Consider the following 16216-nt stretch of genomic DNA (forward strand, 5'->3'; position numbering starts at 1 on the left):
GAGGCCAGACAATGCACGGCGAATACAAGGTTCCAGGCGGAAAACTCGTGGTGGTCGACCTGGAGAACCAAGGGGGCGTACTGCGCGGCGTACGGGTCGCGGGCGATTTCTTCCTCGAACCCGACGAGGCGATCACCGCGATGGACGAAGCCCTGGAAGGCGCCCCCGCCGACACCGACGCCGCAGGGCTGGCCGCCCGCGTCGAAGCGGCGCTGCCCGAGGGCACCGTGATGTACGGGATCACTGCCGAGGGCGTCGCGGTGGCGGTGCGCCGCGCGCTCGCGCAGGCCACCGACTGGACCGACTACGACTGGCAGTTCATCCACGCGGGCCCGCAGTCCCCCGCGCTGCACATGGCCCTCGACGAGGTACTCACCACCGAGGTCGCCGCCGGGCGCCGGCCCCCGACGCTCCGCGTCTGGGAGTGGGGCGCCCCGGCCGTCGTCATCGGCAGTTTCCAGTCCCTCCGCAACGAGGTGGACGCCGAGGGCGCCGCGCGCCACGGTGTCACCGTCGTACGCCGCATTTCAGGCGGAGGCGCCATGTTCGTGGAGGCCGGGAACACGATTACGTATTCCCTGTCGGTCCCCTCCTCCCTGGTCTCCGGACTTTCTTTCGCCGACTCCTACGCCTATCTCGACGAATGGGTTCTCGAGGCACTCGGGGACATGGGAATCAAGGCGTGGTACCAGCCCCTCAACGACATCGCGACGGACGTCGGGAAGATCGCCGGCGCGGCCCAGAAGCGTATGGTCGGCCCCGACGGCGGACCGGGCGCGATCCTCCACCACGTCACCATGTCCTACGACATCGACGCCGGAAAGATGCTGGAGGTCCTGCGCATCGGCAAGGAGAAGATGTCCGACAAGGGCACCAGATCCGCCAAGAAGCGCGTCGATCCGCTGCGCCGTCAGACCGGCCTGCCCAGGGAGGCGGTCATCGACCGCATGGTGCGGTCCTTCCACGACCGCTACGGCCTCGCTCCCGGCAGCGTCACCGGCGAGGAGCTGGCACGCGCGGAGGAGCTGGCCGCCACGAAGTTCGGCAGCGCGGAGTGGACGGCACGGGTGCCGTAGGCGCCCCTGCCTCCACGGCGGACCGGAGACCCTCGGCCGGCCGGATCGCTCTTCCGCACGGACTCCCCCCGGCGCTTCCCGGAACCGCACGGCACCCGGGGAGGCGCGGAACGCTGGGTACGGACGAGCAGACCGTTCCGGCACCGTCCCGCCGGAACGACGGAACGGGAACGGCCGCCCCGGCAGGCGTGCACCTGCCGGGGCGGCCGTTCGACGTGGTACGCGGCCGGGATCAGCCCAGGGTCGCGATGGCCTTGTTGAAGGTGGCCGACGGACGCATGACGGCCTCCGCCTTCGCCGGGTCGGGCTGGTAGTAGCCACCGATGTCGGCCGGCTTGCCCTGGACGGCGACCAGTTCGTCGACGATGGTCTGCTCCTGCTCGGACAGCGTCTTGGCGAGCGGCCCGAACGCCTCGGCGAGCGCGGCGTCGTCGGTCTGCTTCGCCAGCTCCTGGGCCCAGTAGAGCGCCAGGTAGAAGTGGCTGCCGCGGTTGTCGATGCCGCCGAGCTTGCGGCTCGGGGACTTGTCCTCGTTGAGGAAGGTGCCCGTGGCCCGGTCCAGGGTGTCGGCGAGGACCTTGGCGCGCGCGTTGTCCGTGGTGGTGGCCAGGTGCTCGAAGCTGACCGCGAGCGCGAGGAACTCACCCAGGCTGTCCCAGCGCAGGTAGTCCTCCTTGACCAGCTGCTGGACGTGCTTGGGCGCGGAGCCGCCGGCACCCGTCTCGAACAGTCCGCCGCCGTTCATGAGCGGGACGACGGAGAGCATCTTCGCGCTGGTGCCCAGCTCGAGGATGGGGAACAGGTCGGTGAGGTAGTCACGCAGCACGTTGCCGGTGACCGAGATGGTGTCCTCGCCGCGGCGGATGCGCTCCAGGGAGAAGGCCGTGGCCTCCTCCGGAGTCCGGATGGAGATGTCCAGGCCGTCGGTGTCGTGGTCGGCCAGGTAGGTGTTGACCTTGGCGATGAGGTTGGCGTCGTGCGCGCGGCCCTCGTCGAGCCAGAACACGGTCGGGTTACCGGTCGCGCGGGCGCGGGTGACGGCGAGCTTGACCCAGTCCTGGATCGGCAGGTCCTTGGTCTGGCACATCCGGAAGATGTCACCGGCGCCGACGGCCTGCTCCAGGACGACGTCGCCCTTGCCGTCGACGACCCGCACCGTGCCGGTGGCGGGGATCTCGAAGGTCTTGTCGTGGCTGCCGTACTCCTCGGCCTTCTGCGCCATCAGACCGACGTTGGGTACGGAGCCCATGGTCGACGGGTCGAAGGCGCCGTTGGCGCGGCAGTCGTCGAGGACGACCTGGTAGACGCCCGCGTAGCTGCTGTCGGGCAGGACCGCCAGGGTGTCGGCCTCGTTGCCGTCCGGGCCCCACATGTGGCCGGCCGTACGGATCATGGCCGGCATGGACGCGTCGACGATGACGTCGCTCGGCACGTGCAGGTTGGTGATGCCCTTGTCGGAGTCGACCATCGCCAGGGCGGGACCCTCGGCGAGCTCGGCCTCGAAGGCCGCCTTGATCTCGGCGCCGATGTGCGGCACGGAGTCGAGGCCCTTGAGGATGCCGCCGAGACCGTCGTTCGGGGTCAGGCCGGCCGTCGCGAGCACGTCGCCGTACTTGGCGAACGTGTTCGGGAAGAAGGCGCGGACCGCGTGGCCGAAGATGATCGGGTCGGAGACCTTCATCATCGTGGCCTTGAGGTGCACGGAGAACAGCACGTCCTCGGCCTTGGCACGCGCGACCTGGGCGGTGAAGAACTCACGCAGCGCGGCGACGCGCATGACGGCCGCGTCCACGACCTCGCCCGCCAGGACCGGGACGGACTCGCGCAGCACGGTCGTCGTGCCGTCGTCGCCCGCGAGCTCGATACGCAGCGAGCCGGCCTCGGAGACGACGACGGACTTCTCCGTCGAGCGGAAGTCGTCGACGCCCATGGTCGCGACGTTCGTCTTGGAGTCGGCGGTCCAGGCGCCCATGCGGTGCGGGTGCGCCTTGGCGTAGTTCTTGACCGACGCGGGGGCGCGGCGGTCGGAGTTGCCCTCACGCAGGACGGGGTTCACCGCACTGCCCTTGACCTTGTCGTACCGCGCGCGGACGTCCTTGTCCTCGTCGGTCTGCGGGTCGTCCGGGTAGTCCGGAAGCGCGTAGCCCTGCTCCTGGAGCTCTGCGATCGCGGCCTTCAGCTGCGGGATCGAGGCCGAGATGTTGGGCAGCTTGATGATGTTCGCGCCAGGAGTCCTGGCCAGCTCGCCGAGCTCGGCGAGCGCGTCATCGATACGCTGATCGGCCTTGAGACGCTCCGGGAAGCCGGCGATGATCCGCGCCGCCAGGGAGATGTCTCGGCGCTCCACCGTGACACCCGCGGTCGAGGCGTACGCCTCGATGACCGGCAGGAACGAGTACGTCGCCAGGGCAGGGGCCTCGTCGGTGTGCGTATAGATGATGGTCGAGTCAGTCACCGGGTGCTCCGCTCCACGTCTGCAACATTGCTTGACATCAAGATATCTCGTTGACCGGTCCCTCTCCACAGTGGCCCGCGCCCTTTCCGGCGGAACCGGTCACTCCTGATCCGGCGGGGCGTGGAGGGCCGGGCGGCCTGCGCGCTTCGACCAGCCCGGACTCGTACGCGAAGACGACCGGCGGGCCCGGTCACGGGTGCCGATCCCGGCCATGGCCCGGCGGGGGCACGGGGGGTCAGCGCCCGACGGCCGCCCCGTCGAGCGGCGGCGCCCCCGGGGCCGGAGGCCGGTGTTCGTACCAGCGGCGGTCGGCCTCCAACTGGGCGGCGAGCGAGATGAGCCGGGCCTCACTGCGGGAGGGACCGAGGAGCTGGGCCCCGATGGGGAGGCCGCCGCGCGTGAAGCCCGCCGGAACGCTGATGCCGGGCCAGCCGAGGACGTTCCAGGGCCAGGCGTAGGGGCAGGCCGAGGTCATCGCGAGGTCGGTGCGCCAGGCGCTGAGGTGGTCGAAGGCCCCGACCCTCGGTGGCGGGGCGGCCGTGGTCGGGGTGAGCAGCACGTCGTATCCGTGTCCGCCGCGGGCCGTGTCGAAGAAGGCGCCGATCCTGGCGTGCTGACGCACCTCCCGCGCGCGGGCGGCCCGCACGATCCGGCCGCCGAGCCGGGTCCCGGTGCGCAGGGCACTACGGGTGCGCGGGTCCAGGAGCCCGGGTTCGGGGTGCAGCGCGGCGAGCTCGGCGATGCCGGCGGTGGCCCGGGGGACGAAGGAGAGGCCGATCAGCCCGTAGCGGGGGCGGGCCTCCTCGACGTGGTGGCCCAGGCGGGCGAGGACTTCGGCGAGCGCGGTGACGGCGCGCAGGACCTCCGGGTGGGGCGCGATGCGGGTGAGGGTGGGCGGAGGCCGCAGGGACAGGCCGACGCGCAGCCTGCCGGGGTCGCGGCGGGCCGCGGCGGACGCGTCGACGGCCGGCGGACGGTGCGGGTCACGGGGGTGAGGTCCCGCAGCGGCGTCCAGGAGGAGGGCGGCGTCCGCGACGGTACGGGCGAGGGGGCCGTTGACCGTGAGGCCCTGGAAGGCGTCGCTGTGAGGGTGGACGGAGATCCGGCCGCGCTGCGGTTTGATGCCGACGAGATGGGTCCAGGCGGCGGGGATACGGATGGACCCCGCGCCGTCCGAACCCAGCGCGGCGGGGACGAGCCCGGCGGCGACGGCCGCGGCGGAGCCGCCGGACGAACCGCCGGGCGTGTGCGCGGTGCTCCAGGGGTTGCGGGTGACGCCGAAGGCGGGCCCCTCGGTGAAGGCCCACTGCCCCAGTTCGCAGGAGTTGGTCTTGCCGACGACCACGGCCCCGGCGGCCCGGAGCCTGCGGACTGCCTCGCTGTCGGCGGTGGCGGGCGGCAGTACGCCGTCGCAGCCGAAGTACGTGGGCAGACCGGCGACGTCGGTGTCGTCCTTGACGGCGACCGGCACCCCGAGCAGCGGAAGCCGTTCCCCCGCCTCGAGCCGCCGGTCGGCCTCGGCGGCCTCGGCGAGCGCGGCTTCCGTACGCAGCTGACGGAAGGCGTTGAGGGTGGGCCGGCTCGCCTCGATGCGTGCGAGCGCCGAGGCGACCAGCGCGGACGAGGTCGTCCGCCCCTCGGTCAGCGCCCGGGCGCAGTCCATGAGTCCGGGCTGTGCGGGCGGCTCCACCGGCCTGATCGGTCCGCTCCGCTCCGTGGGGTCTGCTGAGGACATCGCCACCGCCTCCTCGCGTCCGCCGGAGCACCGGCCCCGGGGTCCGCCCAGGGTCCGCCCAAGCTGGTCTACTGGAGAGTAATGAGGCGGGAGGGCCCGCTCAAGCACGCCGCACGCTCGGACCGGAACCCGTCTCCCCTCCCGGGGACGCCCTACGGGAGGGCCGTGACGGGAGACGGGGGCCGACAGCGGGGTACTACGGCCGCACGTGGATCTCGCCGATCCCAGAGCCGAGGCCCGCGCAGTGAGCGGTCGACTGCCCGGACTCGCCCGGACTCAGCGTGACGTGCTCACCGTCCGCGTCGGGGGACCAGCCGCAGACCAGGTGAACCCAGAAGGTCTGTGTGGCCGAGCCGTTGTTCCTGCAGAGCGCGAACCCGGTGTAGTCGTCGATCGCGTGCTTACCGGTGTCGCAGGACAGCCCCGGCGGAACGGCGGCGGGTGCGACGGCGGCCGCGGCGGTGGCCGGCACGGCGAGTGCCATGGTCAGCCCCGTGACTGCGGCGCCTCGTGCCGGCGCGCGGACGGCGTTCCCCTTGAGCGTCTTCTTCATGTCTCCCCTTGGTCCCGGTCGTCCCGGTCGGGTTCCGGTGATCTCCAGGGCAGCTCTCCCCCACGTTCCGTAGCCGAAAACAGCGCCGAACCTCACCCTCGGTACACCCGGTCCGCCGCGCATGCGACCCTGCGCGGGCGTACGCTCACCAATAGGGGTGAATACCGCTCGCAACGGCCCTGACCAGGGATGTTTCCGAGGAGGCGCGGTGACAGGACAGCGCATCGCCACACGAGCTGCCGCCTGCACAGCCGTGGTCGTGGTCGCCGTCACCGGCGGCACCGCGGCACAGGCGGACGACGACATCGAATCGCTCCCCGCCGAGCAGATCGCCGACCGCTCCCGTGAGGCCCTGCTGGACGCCCGGTCCCTGCATCTGCGTGCGCGGGGCGACCTCGGGGAGAACCGCTCCCCGATGACGGTCGACCTCAGCCTGGACCGGAACGGCAACTGCGTGGGCGGCGTCGACCTGGGCGAGAACAAGGGTTCGGTCGAGATCGTCAAACGGGGGGACTCGGTCTGGCTGAAGCCGGACGCGGACTTCTGGAAGGACCAGGTCCCGATCGGCGGCTCGGCCTTCGACGCCGTCCTCGCCGGGCGGTACATGAGGGGGTCCGCCGAGGACTCCAGGCTGCGGCCGGTCGTCGAGGCGTGCGATCTGGACACCTTCCGCGAACTGGTCTCGGACAACGCCGACGCGACCGCCGGTACGTTCACCAAGGGGAAGGTGACGACGGTCGACGGCGTACGGGCCGTCCCGGTCACCAGGACCCTCCACGGACAGCGGCTGACGGCGTACGTGGACACCGAAGGCGCGCACCACCCGGTGCGGATCATCGTGCGGGGCGACGGGGCGGACGCGGCCGTGGACTTCTCCGGCTTCGACGAGCCGGTGCCCACGGCCACGCCGCCCACGGACGAGACGGTGGACGTCAGCGCCCTGCTCGGCCGGGCTCCGGCGCAGTCCTGACTCCGGGCCCGGCACCGCCCCGCCGCTATCAGGTGGTCGGCAGGAGATCCGCGGCCGTGACGCGATGGAGGTGTATCAGCACGTCGAACTGGCGCCCGAGCGAGGTCAGATAGGGGTCCTCCGGCCAGGCGTTCCCGATGGAGCGGGTCAGTCGCTTCGCCGTCAGCCAGTCCCGGGTCGGCTCGGGTACGGCCCGCAGATCGACGTAGTAGTCCCGGCGCAGGACCCGCTCCAGCACCTCCTCATTACTGCCCACGCCCAGCGGTTCCACGGAGAAGCGGCGGTAGGGCTCCTCCGGGTCCGTCAGATCCATCGCGTTGAACGAGCCGCGCCCGAAGGTGTAGCCGATGTTCATGTACTCGGCCCCGACCGCCTCACGCAGGAACTCGCCCTGGGTCTTCGGATACTGCTCGGGGTTGTCGGACTCGTAGGAGACATGGCCGTTGTGGGCCGACAGCAGCATCCGGTGGCCGGTGTGCCGCTGCCACCACACGGTGTTCTCGGCCATGACCCGGTCACGGTAGAGCATGGCCCGAGCGATCTTCTCCGGGTCGGAGAAGTCGTAGTAGGCGTAGAGGGTGCCGGTCTGGGAGATGGCCCTGGCGTGCTGGAGGACCCACTCGTACGCCTGCTGGTCCCCGCCCGGCCCCTGCTTGCGAAGCAGTTCGTAGGCGCGCCCCACGAGTGCGGCCGTCCGCTCGCGCTCGGCGATGGGCTTGGTCATGTTCCCGTTGACGGTCTCCTCCACGCTCCCCGTCGGCCTGAACCCGTGGTAAAGACGGCGGAATTCCGGCAGCAGCTCCGGATGACGCGCGGACACGTAGTCCGTGACCTCGTCGAAGAGTTCAGGTCCCGCGTAGCCGTTGTCCTCACCCATGAACCGCACGGGGCGGTCGGGATGGCGGACGTTGTGCGCGCGCATCCACTTCAGCAGACCGAGGTACTCGCGGGTGTTCCATATCCGGTAGGAGCTCTGGAACTCCTTCCGCATGAGCTTCTCCGGGTCACCCTTGCCGTGCACCACGTACTCGTTGAGCACCAGGCCGGTGGACCAGGGCGCCTCCAGTGCGAAGGTGGTGAAGCCCTTCTCCTCGACGAGGTACTGGAAGACGCGCTGCTTCATCGTGAAGAACTGCCGGGAGCTGTGCGTGGCCTCACCCAGCCCGACGATCTTCGCCGAGCCGATCATGCGGCCGAGCGGGCGCAGATCGCTGTCGGGTGCGCCCGGCACCGTGGAGCGCAGCGGCTCCGCGACCCGGGCCAGTTCGCGTACCGGGTCAGCGGTGGCGGTCGTCTTCGCGTGCGCCGGTCGGGCGGCGCCCGTCAGTGTGCTGACCTCGAGTGTCATCACCAGCAGGAGCAGGAGCAGGAGTAACCGAGGCGATCGATGTGATCTCTGCGATACAGGCATGGATCAAGGCTGCCGGTGGGCGGGAGGCTTCGGACAGCCTGCCACCCGCAGTCTCCTGCGGGGGATATCCACAGGGCCGCTGCGGCTCGGGGCTCGGCGCCGCGGGCGCGATCGCCACCGGGCGGCGGGGCGTACGAGGCGCGCGAGGCGACGGACGCGGGAGGTGGCAGCCTGTTCCGTACGCTGGGGGTCATGCGTATGCGCCCCACACTGAGCTGGACCCCTGACGAGGACCTGTCGCCGGGCACCACGGATCCGGAGCCGGTCGCCGACGCGCTGAGCGCCGGCGGTGTGCTGGTGCTCAGCGGGGCGGGCATCTCCACGGAGTCGGGCATCCCCGACTACCGGGGCGAGGGCGGGAGCCTGAGCCGTCACACCCCGATGACCTACCAGGACTTCACCGCCGGGGCCAAGGCACGGCGCCGGTACTGGGCGCGCAGCCACCTCGGCTGGCGCACCTTCGGCCGTGCCCGCCCCAACGCGGGGCACCGGGCCGTGGCCGCGTTCGGGCGGTGCGGCCTGCTCTCCGGTGTGATCACCCAGAACGTCGACGGCCTGCACCAGGCGGCCGGCAGCGAGGGCGTCGTGGAACTCCACGGAGGCCTGGACCGGGTGGTCTGCCTGTCCTGCGGTGCCTTCAGCCCGCGTCGCGAGCTCGCCCGGCGGCTGGAGGAGGCCAACGCGGGCTTCCGGCCGGTGGCCGCCGCGATCAACCCGGACGGTGACGCGGACCTCACCGACGAACAGGTCGGGGACTTCCGCGTGGTGTCCTGCACGGTCTGCGACGGCATCCTCAAACCGGACGTGGTGTTCTTCGGCGAAGCCGTGCCCCCGCGGCGGGTCGAGTTCTGCCGCGAACTGGTCCGCGAGGCGTCCTCGCTGCTGGTCCTGGGGTCCTCACTGACGGTGATGTCCGGGCTCCGGTTCGTCCGCCAGGCGGCCCAGGCCGGAAAGCCGGTACTGATCGTCAACCGGGACCCGACCCGGGGCGACCGGCACGCCGTCACCCGCATCGCGCTCCCGCTGGGAACGGCCCTCACCACGGTGACCGAACGGCTGGGCATCCCCGTCGACGCCGAGGCGGCAGGGCCTGCCTGAGGGAGTGACCGCAGTGGGCGTCACCGGCGTTCCCCGGCGGAGGCCCGCCAGGGGCGGTGCGGGCCAGCCGCGAGAACCGCGTCGGCCTCACCCCGCCGAGAAAGCGGACCTGCCTTCTTTGCCGTACCGAAACCTCTGAAATACCTCAGATTTGTTTTCGTCGGGTACAGCGCACTGTCAGAATCACAGGGCTCCTGATCATGCGCCCCAGGCCATCGCCGGATGACTCCCCCCACGGGCCCCCGGCCGGGACCGACCATCTTCCCCTCACAAAGGCGAACCCCCTCCATGAGTGACGGCAGCATCACAGCAGCCGATCAGCCCGCCGCCGGTGCACCGGCGGCGGGCTCCCCCCATGTGGACGCCGGCGACGCCGGTTACAGCAAGGACCTCAAGTCCCGCCACATCAACATGATCGCCATCGGCGGCGCGATCGGCACCGGGCTCTTCCTGGGTGCGGGCGGGCGTCTCGCCGACGCCGGGCCCTCACTCGCCATCGCCTACGCCGTCTGCGGTGTCTTCGCGTTCTTCGTCGTACGCGCGCTGGGTGAGCTGATCCTCTACCGCCCGTCATCCGGCGCCTTCGTCTCCTACGCCCGTGAGTTCATGGGTGAGAAGGGTGCCTTCGCGGCCGGCTGGCTGTACTTCCTCAACTGGTCGACCACTGCGATCGCGGACATCACCGCGGCGGCGACGTACGCCCACTTCTGGGGCATGTTCAGCGACATCCCGCAGTGGATCCTCGCGTTGATCGCCCTCGCCGTGGTGCTCACGGCCAACCTGATCTCGGTGAAGTACTTCGGCGAGATGGAGTTCTGGTTCGCGATCATCAAGGTGGCGGCCCTCGTCGCCTTCATGCTGGTCGGCATCTTCCTCGTCGTCACCCAGCATCCGGTGGACGGCCACACCCCAGGTCTGTCCACCGTCTCGGACACCGGTGTCTTCCCCCTCGGCACACTTCCGATGCTGCTCGTGATCCAGGGCGTCGTCTTCGCCTACGCCTCCGTGGAGCTGTGCGGCGTCGCCGCCGGCGAGACCGAGAACCCCGAGAAGATCATGCCTGGCGCGATCAACTCCATCATGTGGCGGGTCGGACTCTTCTACGTCGGCTCGGTCGTCCTGCTCGCGCTGCTGCTGCCCTACACCGCCTACTCCGGGGACCAGAGCCCGTTCGTCACCGTCATGGACAAGCTCGGCGTACCCGGTGCGGCCGGCGTGATGAATCTGGTCGTGCTGACGGCGGCCCTGTCCAGTCTGAACTCCGGTCTCTACTCCACCGGCCGCATCCTGCGCTCCATGGCTCTGTCCGGATCCGCACCCCGCTTCACCGGCCTGATGAACAAGGGGCAGGTACCCTACGGCGGCATTCTGCTGACCGCGGGCTTCGGGGTTCTGGGAGTCGGGCTGAACTACGTGATGCCCGGCCAGGCGTTCGAGATCGTGCTGAACTTCGCGTCGATCGGGATCCTCGGGACCTGGGGCATGATCATGCTCTGTTCCCTGGTGTTCTGGCACCGCTCGCAGCACGGCCAGGTCACGAGGCCCGCCTACCGCCTGCCCTGGGCCCCGTACACGCAGATCGTCACCCTGCTGTTCCTCATCGGAGTGGTCTTCCTGATGTGGTGGGGCGGCGGCGTCGGCCGGACGACCGTGACGTGCCTGCCGCTGATCGCGGCTGCGCTGGTCGGCGGCTGGTTCCTCGTCCGGGGCCGGGTGCAGGAGATGGCGCGGGCCAAACAGGACGCCTGAACGTCCGGTCTTCCGCGCACAGGCCCGGAGAGGGCCCTTCCAACCGGTTGTCGAGGTGTGGCCCCCACCCGTGGGTGGGGGCCACACGTTTTCCCTCCCCGAGCTCGACCGGTTCCGCTTCGCCATGGTGGCGGCCTCGGAAGGCTCGCTCATGGTCCTTCGACGGCGGCCCGCCTGCCCCGGATTCGCCACTGCGCGTACCTGGGGGGGCTCAGGCGGACAGTGCGGGGATGACCGTCGAACCGTAGGCGTCGATGGTCGCCTCGCGCGCGTCGTGCATGTTGTAGAGGGCGAACTGGTCGACGCCCAGGTCGCGCAGGACCTGGAGCTTCTCGATGTGGGCCTCGGCGGGCCCCAGCAGACAGAACCGGTCCACGACCTCGTCGGGGACGAAGGCCGTGTCAGGGTTTCCGGTGCGGCCGTGGTGGCTGTAGTCGTATCCGGAGCGTCCGGCGATGTACGCCGTGAGGGCCTCGGGCACGAGGCCGGAGTGCTCCCCGTACCGGGAGACGAGGTCGGCCACGTGGTTGCCGACCATCCCGCCGAACCATCGGCACTGCTCGCGCGCGTGGTCCAGGTCCTCGCTCACGTACGCGGGCGCGGCGACGCAGATGGTGACGGAGCCGGGGTCGCGGCCGGCCGCGGCGGCCGCGTCGCGTACCGCCTTGATCATCCATTCGGTGAGGTAGGGATCGGCCAGCTGGAGGATGAAGCCGTCGGCCTTCTCCCCGGCCAGAGCGAGGGCCTTGGGCCCGTACGCACCCATCCAGACGGGCAGCCTGCCGTCCTTCACCCACGGGATCCGGACCGGCTGTCCGTCGACGGTGGCCTCGCGCCCTTCGGCGAGGTCCCGGATCACCTCGATGGCCTCGCCCAGTCCGGCCAAGGTGTTCGGCTTGCGGCCGGCCACTCGCATCGCCGAGTCGCCGCGCCCGATGCCGCAGACGGTGCGGTTGCCGTACATCTCGTTGAGCGTGGCGAACGTGGAGGCGGTGACCTCCCAGGTGCGGGTCCCCGGGTTCGTCACCATGGGCCCGACGATCAGCCGTTCGGTGTGCTCCAGGATCCGGCTGTAGATGACGAAGGGCTCCTGCCACAGCACGGCCGAGTCGAAGGTCCAGCCGTAGCGGAACCCGTTCCGTTCCGCGCGGCGCATGAGTCCGACGACGGCCGAGGCGGGCGGGTCGGTCTGGAGGACGAGTCCAAAATCCATGACAGATGCTCCTACTCGAAGTACTGACACATGGCGCGGGCGGAAAGACGGCGGACGATGCCCTCGGCTGCCTGCTGCCGCGGCTCATCGGAACGCGCGTCGCGGGGGCCGATCCTGGACCGCTTCCGGACGCACCGGCGTCCAGCACGCCGCCACCTGGGACCCCGCCTCGCACCCCCTCGACTCACAGGTAGTGGCACAACCCCCTTGGTACGTAAGTCCCGTGCCCCGCGCGGCCTACGTACGCGCCGCCCTCGATCACCGGGACGCCACGTGACAGAACCGTCTCGACCCGCCCGGTGATCCGCTTGCCCTCGTACGCGGAGTAGTCCACGTTCATGTGGTGCGTCTCGGCTGAGATCGTCTGCTCGGCCTCCGGGTCGTAGACGACGATGTCCGCGTCCGTGCCCGGCGCGATCGTTCCCTTCCTCGGGTAGAGGCCGAACATCCGGGCCGGAGCGGCGCAGGCGATCTCGATCCAGCGGCGGCGGGAGATGTGCCCGTCCACCACCGCCTGGTGCAGCAGATCCATCCGGTGCTCCACACCCGGCATGCCGTTGGGAATCTTCGAGAAATCGCCGATACCCATGTCCTTCTGGCCCTTGAAACAGAACGGGCAGTGGTCCGTCGAGACGACCTGCAGGTCATTGGTCCGCAGCCCCCGCCACAAGGCCGACTGGTGCTCCTGCGGCCGGAGCGGCGTCGAACAGACGTATTTGGCGCCCTCGAAGTCCGGCTCAGCGAGGTTCTCGGTGGACAGGAAAAGGTACTGCGGGCACGTCTCGCCGAACACCGGCAAGCCCTCGTCACGGGCCCGCGTCAATTCCGCGAGAGCTTCCCGGGCGGAGACGTGAACGACGTAGACGGGGGCACCGGCGACCTGACTCAGCCGGATGACACGGTGTGTCGCTTCGGCTTCCAAGAGAGCTTTGCGCACCTCTCCGTGGTAGCGCGGGTCACGTTCCCCTTGGGCGAGTGCCTGCTCCACGAGGACATCGATGGCGATACCGTTCTCGGCGTGCATCATGACCAGACCGCCGTTTGCGCCTGCTCGCTGCATCGCCCGGAGAATCTGGCCATCATCCGAATAGAACACTCCGGGATACGCCGTGAAGAGCTTGAACGAGGTCACGCCGGCCTCGATCAGCTTGTCCATCTGTTTGAGGGACGAGTCATTCACATCGGACATGATCATGTGAAAGCCGTAGTCGATGGCACATGTGCCTTCGGCCTTCTCGTGCCACGTGTCGAGCCCTTGCTGGAGCGAGCCGCCCTTCGACTGAATGGCGAAGTCGACGATCGTGGTGGTGCCTCCCCAGGCGGCCGCCTTCGTTCCCGTTTCAAAGGTGTCGGAGGACATGGTGCCGCCGAACGGCATCTCCATATGGGTGTGGCCGTCCACCCCGCCCGGGAGGACGTACTTCCCTCGCGCGTCGATGACTCGGTCAGCCGTCCACCCATGACTGTCGGGAGTCGCCAGCGCAACGACCCGGCTCTCCTCGACGAGCACGTCCACGTGGAGTTCGTCGGACGCGGTGATGACGAGACCACCGGTGATCAGAGTGCGTGCCACAGCTCAACTCCCTTCGCTTCGGATCAAGGGTTGGCATCCACAAGGGCCGGCGGCGTGGATGACGGTGCGGCTCATGCACCCCTCCTCGCTGTGGCGCTACCGGTTCCGCTCGCCGATGAAGGCGCTTCCGTTCGTCCCCCGACCACGCGTGTCACCCGGCCGCGCGCAGCGCCTCGCCCAGGATCTCCGCGCCTTCCTCGGCCTCGGCGACGGTGAGGGACAGGGGCGGTGCGATCCGCAGGACGCTCGTGTTGTGGCCGCCGCCCTTCCCGATGAGCAGCCCGCCGGCGCGGGCCGCTTCGAGTACGGCCGCCGCGGCCTCCGGGTCGGCCTCGTCGGTGCCGGGCTTCGCCAGCTCGATGCCGATCATGAGCCCTCTGCCTCGCACCTCCCGTACGGCCGGCGAGCACGCGCCGACCGCCCGGAGCCGCTCGATGAGCAGGCCGCCGACCCGCCGGGCGTTGCCCTGGAGGTCGTGCTCCAGCAGGTACGAGAGGTTGGCGAGCCCGGCCGCCATGGTGACCGGGGATCCGCCGAACGTCGAAATGGAGTTGGCGTCCAGGCAGTTCATGACCTCGGCGCGGGCGACCACGCCACCGATGGACATGCCGTTGCCGATGCCCTTGGCGAAGGTGAGGATGTCCGGGGGCCCGTTCTCCGCGTGCGCCTGCCAGCCCCAGAAGTGGTCGCCCGTACGCCCCCATCCGGTCTGCACCTCGTCGGAGATCCACAGGATGCCGTGCCGGTCGAGGACCTCGCGGAATGCCGCGTACAGCCCGTCCGGCGGCGCGGTGAACCCGCCGACTCCCTGCACGGGTTCGGCGATCAGCGCAGCGACACCCCTGGTGTGCCCGAGCAGGTCTTCCAGATCGGCCACACAGGCCTCGATGAACCGTTCGTCGCTCAGTTCCGCGTACGGTCCCCGGCTGCGGACCCCGCCATGGACGTACAGCGTCTGCAGGGGCGACAGGCCGGTGGTCGACCAGGCCTTGTTGCCGGTGACGGACACCGCCGAGAACGACCTGCCGTGGTAGCTGTTGCGCATCGCCAGGATCTGGTTGGACCCGCGGTGGGCGGTGGCGAGCAGCAGGGCGGTGTCGTTGGCCTCGGTGCCCGACGTGGTGAAGAAGACCCGGGCGTCCGGGATACCGGACAGCGTGGCGACCCGCTCGGCGAGTTCGACCATCGGGCGGTTGAGGTAGAGGGTCGAGGAGTGGATGAGCCGGCCCGCCTGCTCGGAGACGGCCTTGGTCACCTCGGGCAGGGCGTGCGCGGTCATCGTGGTGAGGATGCCGCCGAAGAAGTCGAGGTAGCGGTTGCCGTCCGCGTCCCAGACGTGGCGGCCCTCGCCGTGGGTGAGTTCCAGGGGGTGCCGGTAGTAGAGCGCCAGCCATTCGGGGCTGACGGCCAGGTGCCGCTCGTGCAGTCCGGTCACGGCTCCACCAGCCCGTCGTACGCGTCCGGCCTGCGGTCCCGGTAGAACGCCCACTGCCGGCGGACCTCCTCGATCAGTCCGAAGTCCAGGTCACGCACGACGAGTTCCTCCTCCTTGTCGCTCGCGACATCGCCGACGAACTGCCCGCGCGGGTCGACGAAGTAGCTCGTGCCGTAGAAGTCGTTGTCGCCGTACTCCTCCTGGCCGACGCGGTTGATCGCGGCGACGAAGTATTCGTTGGCGACGGCGGACGCGGGCTGTTCCAGCTGCCAGAGATGACCGGAGAGCCCCCGCGAGGTTGCGGACGGGTTGTACACCAACTGAGCTCCGTTGAGCCCGAGTTGGCGCCAGCCTTCCGGGAAGTGCCGGTCGTAGCAGATGTACACGCCGACCTTGCCGACGGCGGTGTCGAAGACCGGCCAGCCGGCGTTGCCGGGCTTGAAGTAGTACTTCTCCCAAAAGCCCTTGACCTGGGGGATGTGGTGCTTGCGGTACTTGCCGAGGTACGAGCCGTCGGCGTCGATCACCGCCGCGGTGTTGTAGTAGAAGCCGGATTGCTCGAGCTCGAAGACCGGCACGACGATCACCATGCCGGTCTCACGGGCCAGGTCCCGCATGCGCCGGACCGTCGGCCCGTCCGGGACGGGTTCGGCCCAGCGGTAGTGCTCGGGCTCCTGGACCTGGCAGAAGTAGGGGGCGTTGAACACCTCCTGGAAGCCGATGATCCTCGCGCCCTGCCGGGCGGCCTCGCGCGCGTGTTCCTCATGCTTGGCGATCATCGATTCGGTATCGCCGGTCCAGGTCGCCTGGACCAGTGCGGCGCGTACGACGTGGGACATGAGCTGCTCCTTCGACGCGGCGTCAGAGAGCCTTCACTCGTTCTCTACGCCCGTAGACACGGTGCGTAGGAGGAGAACGTAAGCCCCGTCACACAACGGGGCAAGACCA

The 16216-nt window shown here is 69.9% G+C and carries 12 protein-coding genes; 4 read left to right on the plus strand and 8 right to left on the minus strand.

The genetic code is table 11. The features are described from left to right. Positions 1 to 11 precede the first annotated feature (11 nt). A complete protein-coding gene (locus tag ACFYQ5_RS10530; protein ID WP_389196053.1) occupies positions 12 to 1076 on the plus strand; it encodes a biotin/lipoate A/B protein ligase family protein in 1065 nt (354 codons plus the stop codon). A 232-nt stretch (positions 1077 to 1308) separates the two neighbouring features. On the opposite strand, the gene ACFYQ5_RS10535 is transcribed toward ACFYQ5_RS10530, so the two are convergent. From ACFYQ5_RS10535 to ACFYQ5_RS10545, 3 genes are all read right to left on the minus strand, one after another. Further along, positions 1309 to 3531: an NADP-dependent isocitrate dehydrogenase gene (locus tag ACFYQ5_RS10535; RefSeq protein WP_389196056.1), complete on the minus strand. Its 2223-nt coding sequence runs from the start codon at positions 3529 to 3531 to the stop codon at positions 1309 to 1311. Between the two features lie 235 nt (positions 3532 to 3766). After that, entirely contained in the window at positions 3767 to 5266 is a 1500-nt protein-coding gene (locus ACFYQ5_RS10540) for an amidase (protein WP_389196060.1), read from the minus strand. A 196-nt stretch (positions 5267 to 5462) separates the two neighbouring features. Next, positions 5463 to 5819: a hypothetical protein gene (locus ACFYQ5_RS10545; protein ID WP_389196063.1), complete on the minus strand. Its 357-nt coding sequence runs from the start codon at positions 5817 to 5819 to the stop codon at positions 5463 to 5465. A gap of 208 nt (positions 5820 to 6027) precedes the next feature. Here ACFYQ5_RS10545 and ACFYQ5_RS10550 point away from each other — a divergent pair, with 208 nt between their 5' ends. Further along, positions 6028 to 6789, plus strand: a complete 762-nt coding sequence (locus ACFYQ5_RS10550) for a hypothetical protein (RefSeq protein WP_389196066.1) — start codon at positions 6028 to 6030, stop codon at positions 6787 to 6789. 28 nt (positions 6790 to 6817) lie between these two features. On the opposite strand, the gene ACFYQ5_RS10555 is transcribed toward ACFYQ5_RS10550, so the two are convergent. Beyond that, the gene (locus tag ACFYQ5_RS10555) at positions 6818 to 8200 is read right to left on the minus strand and encodes an erythromycin esterase family protein (protein ID WP_389196069.1); all 1383 of its coding nucleotides are present in this window, start codon (positions 8198 to 8200) and stop codon (positions 6818 to 6820) included. Between the two features lie 192 nt (positions 8201 to 8392). Between ACFYQ5_RS10555 and ACFYQ5_RS10560 the strand changes: the two genes are divergently transcribed. Both ACFYQ5_RS10560 and ACFYQ5_RS10565 read left to right on the plus strand, forming a co-directional pair. Further along, on the plus strand, positions 8393 to 9298 hold the full coding sequence (locus tag ACFYQ5_RS10560; protein WP_389196072.1) for an NAD-dependent protein deacetylase: 906 nt from the start codon (positions 8393 to 8395) through the stop codon (positions 9296 to 9298). Between the two features lie 288 nt (positions 9299 to 9586). Then, complete coding sequence (locus ACFYQ5_RS10565) at positions 9587 to 11047, plus strand: amino acid permease (RefSeq protein WP_389196075.1); 1461 nt, start codon at positions 9587 to 9589, stop codon at positions 11045 to 11047. A 211-nt stretch (positions 11048 to 11258) separates the two neighbouring features. Here ACFYQ5_RS10565 and ACFYQ5_RS10570 read toward each other — a convergent pair whose 3' ends face one another. From ACFYQ5_RS10570 to ACFYQ5_RS10585, 4 genes are all read right to left on the minus strand, one after another. Next, positions 11259 to 12260 (minus strand): TIGR03842 family LLM class F420-dependent oxidoreductase, encoded by a 1002-nt coding sequence (locus ACFYQ5_RS10570; protein WP_389196078.1) that lies wholly within the window; start codon positions 12258 to 12260, stop codon positions 11259 to 11261. A 184-nt stretch (positions 12261 to 12444) separates the two neighbouring features. Then, a complete protein-coding gene (gene hydA / locus ACFYQ5_RS10575) occupies positions 12445 to 13833 on the minus strand; it encodes a dihydropyrimidinase (RefSeq protein ID WP_389196081.1) in 1389 nt (462 codons plus the stop codon). Positions 13834 to 13984: 151 nt separating this feature from the next. Next, the gene (locus tag ACFYQ5_RS10580; protein WP_389196084.1) at positions 13985 to 15268 is read right to left on the minus strand and encodes an aspartate aminotransferase family protein; all 1284 of its coding nucleotides are present in this window, start codon (positions 15266 to 15268) and stop codon (positions 13985 to 13987) included. Then, a complete protein-coding gene (locus ACFYQ5_RS10585) occupies positions 15265 to 16107 on the minus strand; it encodes a nitrilase-related carbon-nitrogen hydrolase (RefSeq protein ID WP_389196087.1) in 843 nt (280 codons plus the stop codon). Before ACFYQ5_RS10585 ends, ACFYQ5_RS10580 begins: the two co-directional genes overlap by 4 nt. Between the last annotated feature and the right edge of the window lie 109 nt (positions 16108 to 16216).

This window comes from Streptomyces sp. NPDC005794 (assembly GCF_042871445.1).
Lineage (GTDB): Bacteria > Actinomycetota > Actinomycetes > Streptomycetales > Streptomycetaceae > Streptomyces.

Bases quoted from the DNA above. Each gene is read 5' to 3' on its own strand.
- ACFYQ5_RS10530 (WP_389196053.1), top strand. From the start codon at position 12: ATGCACGGCGAATACAAGGTTCCAGGCGGAAAACTCGTGGTGGTCGAC.
- ACFYQ5_RS10560 (WP_389196072.1), top strand. From the start codon at position 8,393: ATGCGTATGCGCCCCACACTGAGCTGGACCCCTGACGAGGACCTGTCG.
- ACFYQ5_RS10565 (WP_389196075.1), top strand. From the start codon at position 9,587: ATGAGTGACGGCAGCATCACAGCAGCCGATCAGCCCGCCGCCGGTGCA.
- ACFYQ5_RS10540 (WP_389196060.1), bottom strand. From the start codon at position 5,266: ATGTCCTCAGCAGACCCCACGGAGCGGAGCGGACCGATCAGGCCGGTG.
- ACFYQ5_RS10570 (WP_389196078.1), bottom strand. From the start codon at position 12,260: ATGGATTTTGGACTCGTCCTCCAGACCGACCCGCCCGCCTCGGCCGTC.
- ACFYQ5_RS10585 (WP_389196087.1), bottom strand. From the start codon at position 16,107: ATGTCCCACGTCGTACGCGCCGCACTGGTCCAGGCGACCTGGACCGGC.
- ACFYQ5_RS10555 (WP_389196069.1), bottom strand. From the start codon at position 8,200: ATGCCTGTATCGCAGAGATCACATCGATCGCCTCGGTTACTCCTGCTC.
- ACFYQ5_RS10545 (WP_389196063.1), bottom strand. From the start codon at position 5,819: ATGAAGAAGACGCTCAAGGGGAACGCCGTCCGCGCGCCGGCACGAGGC.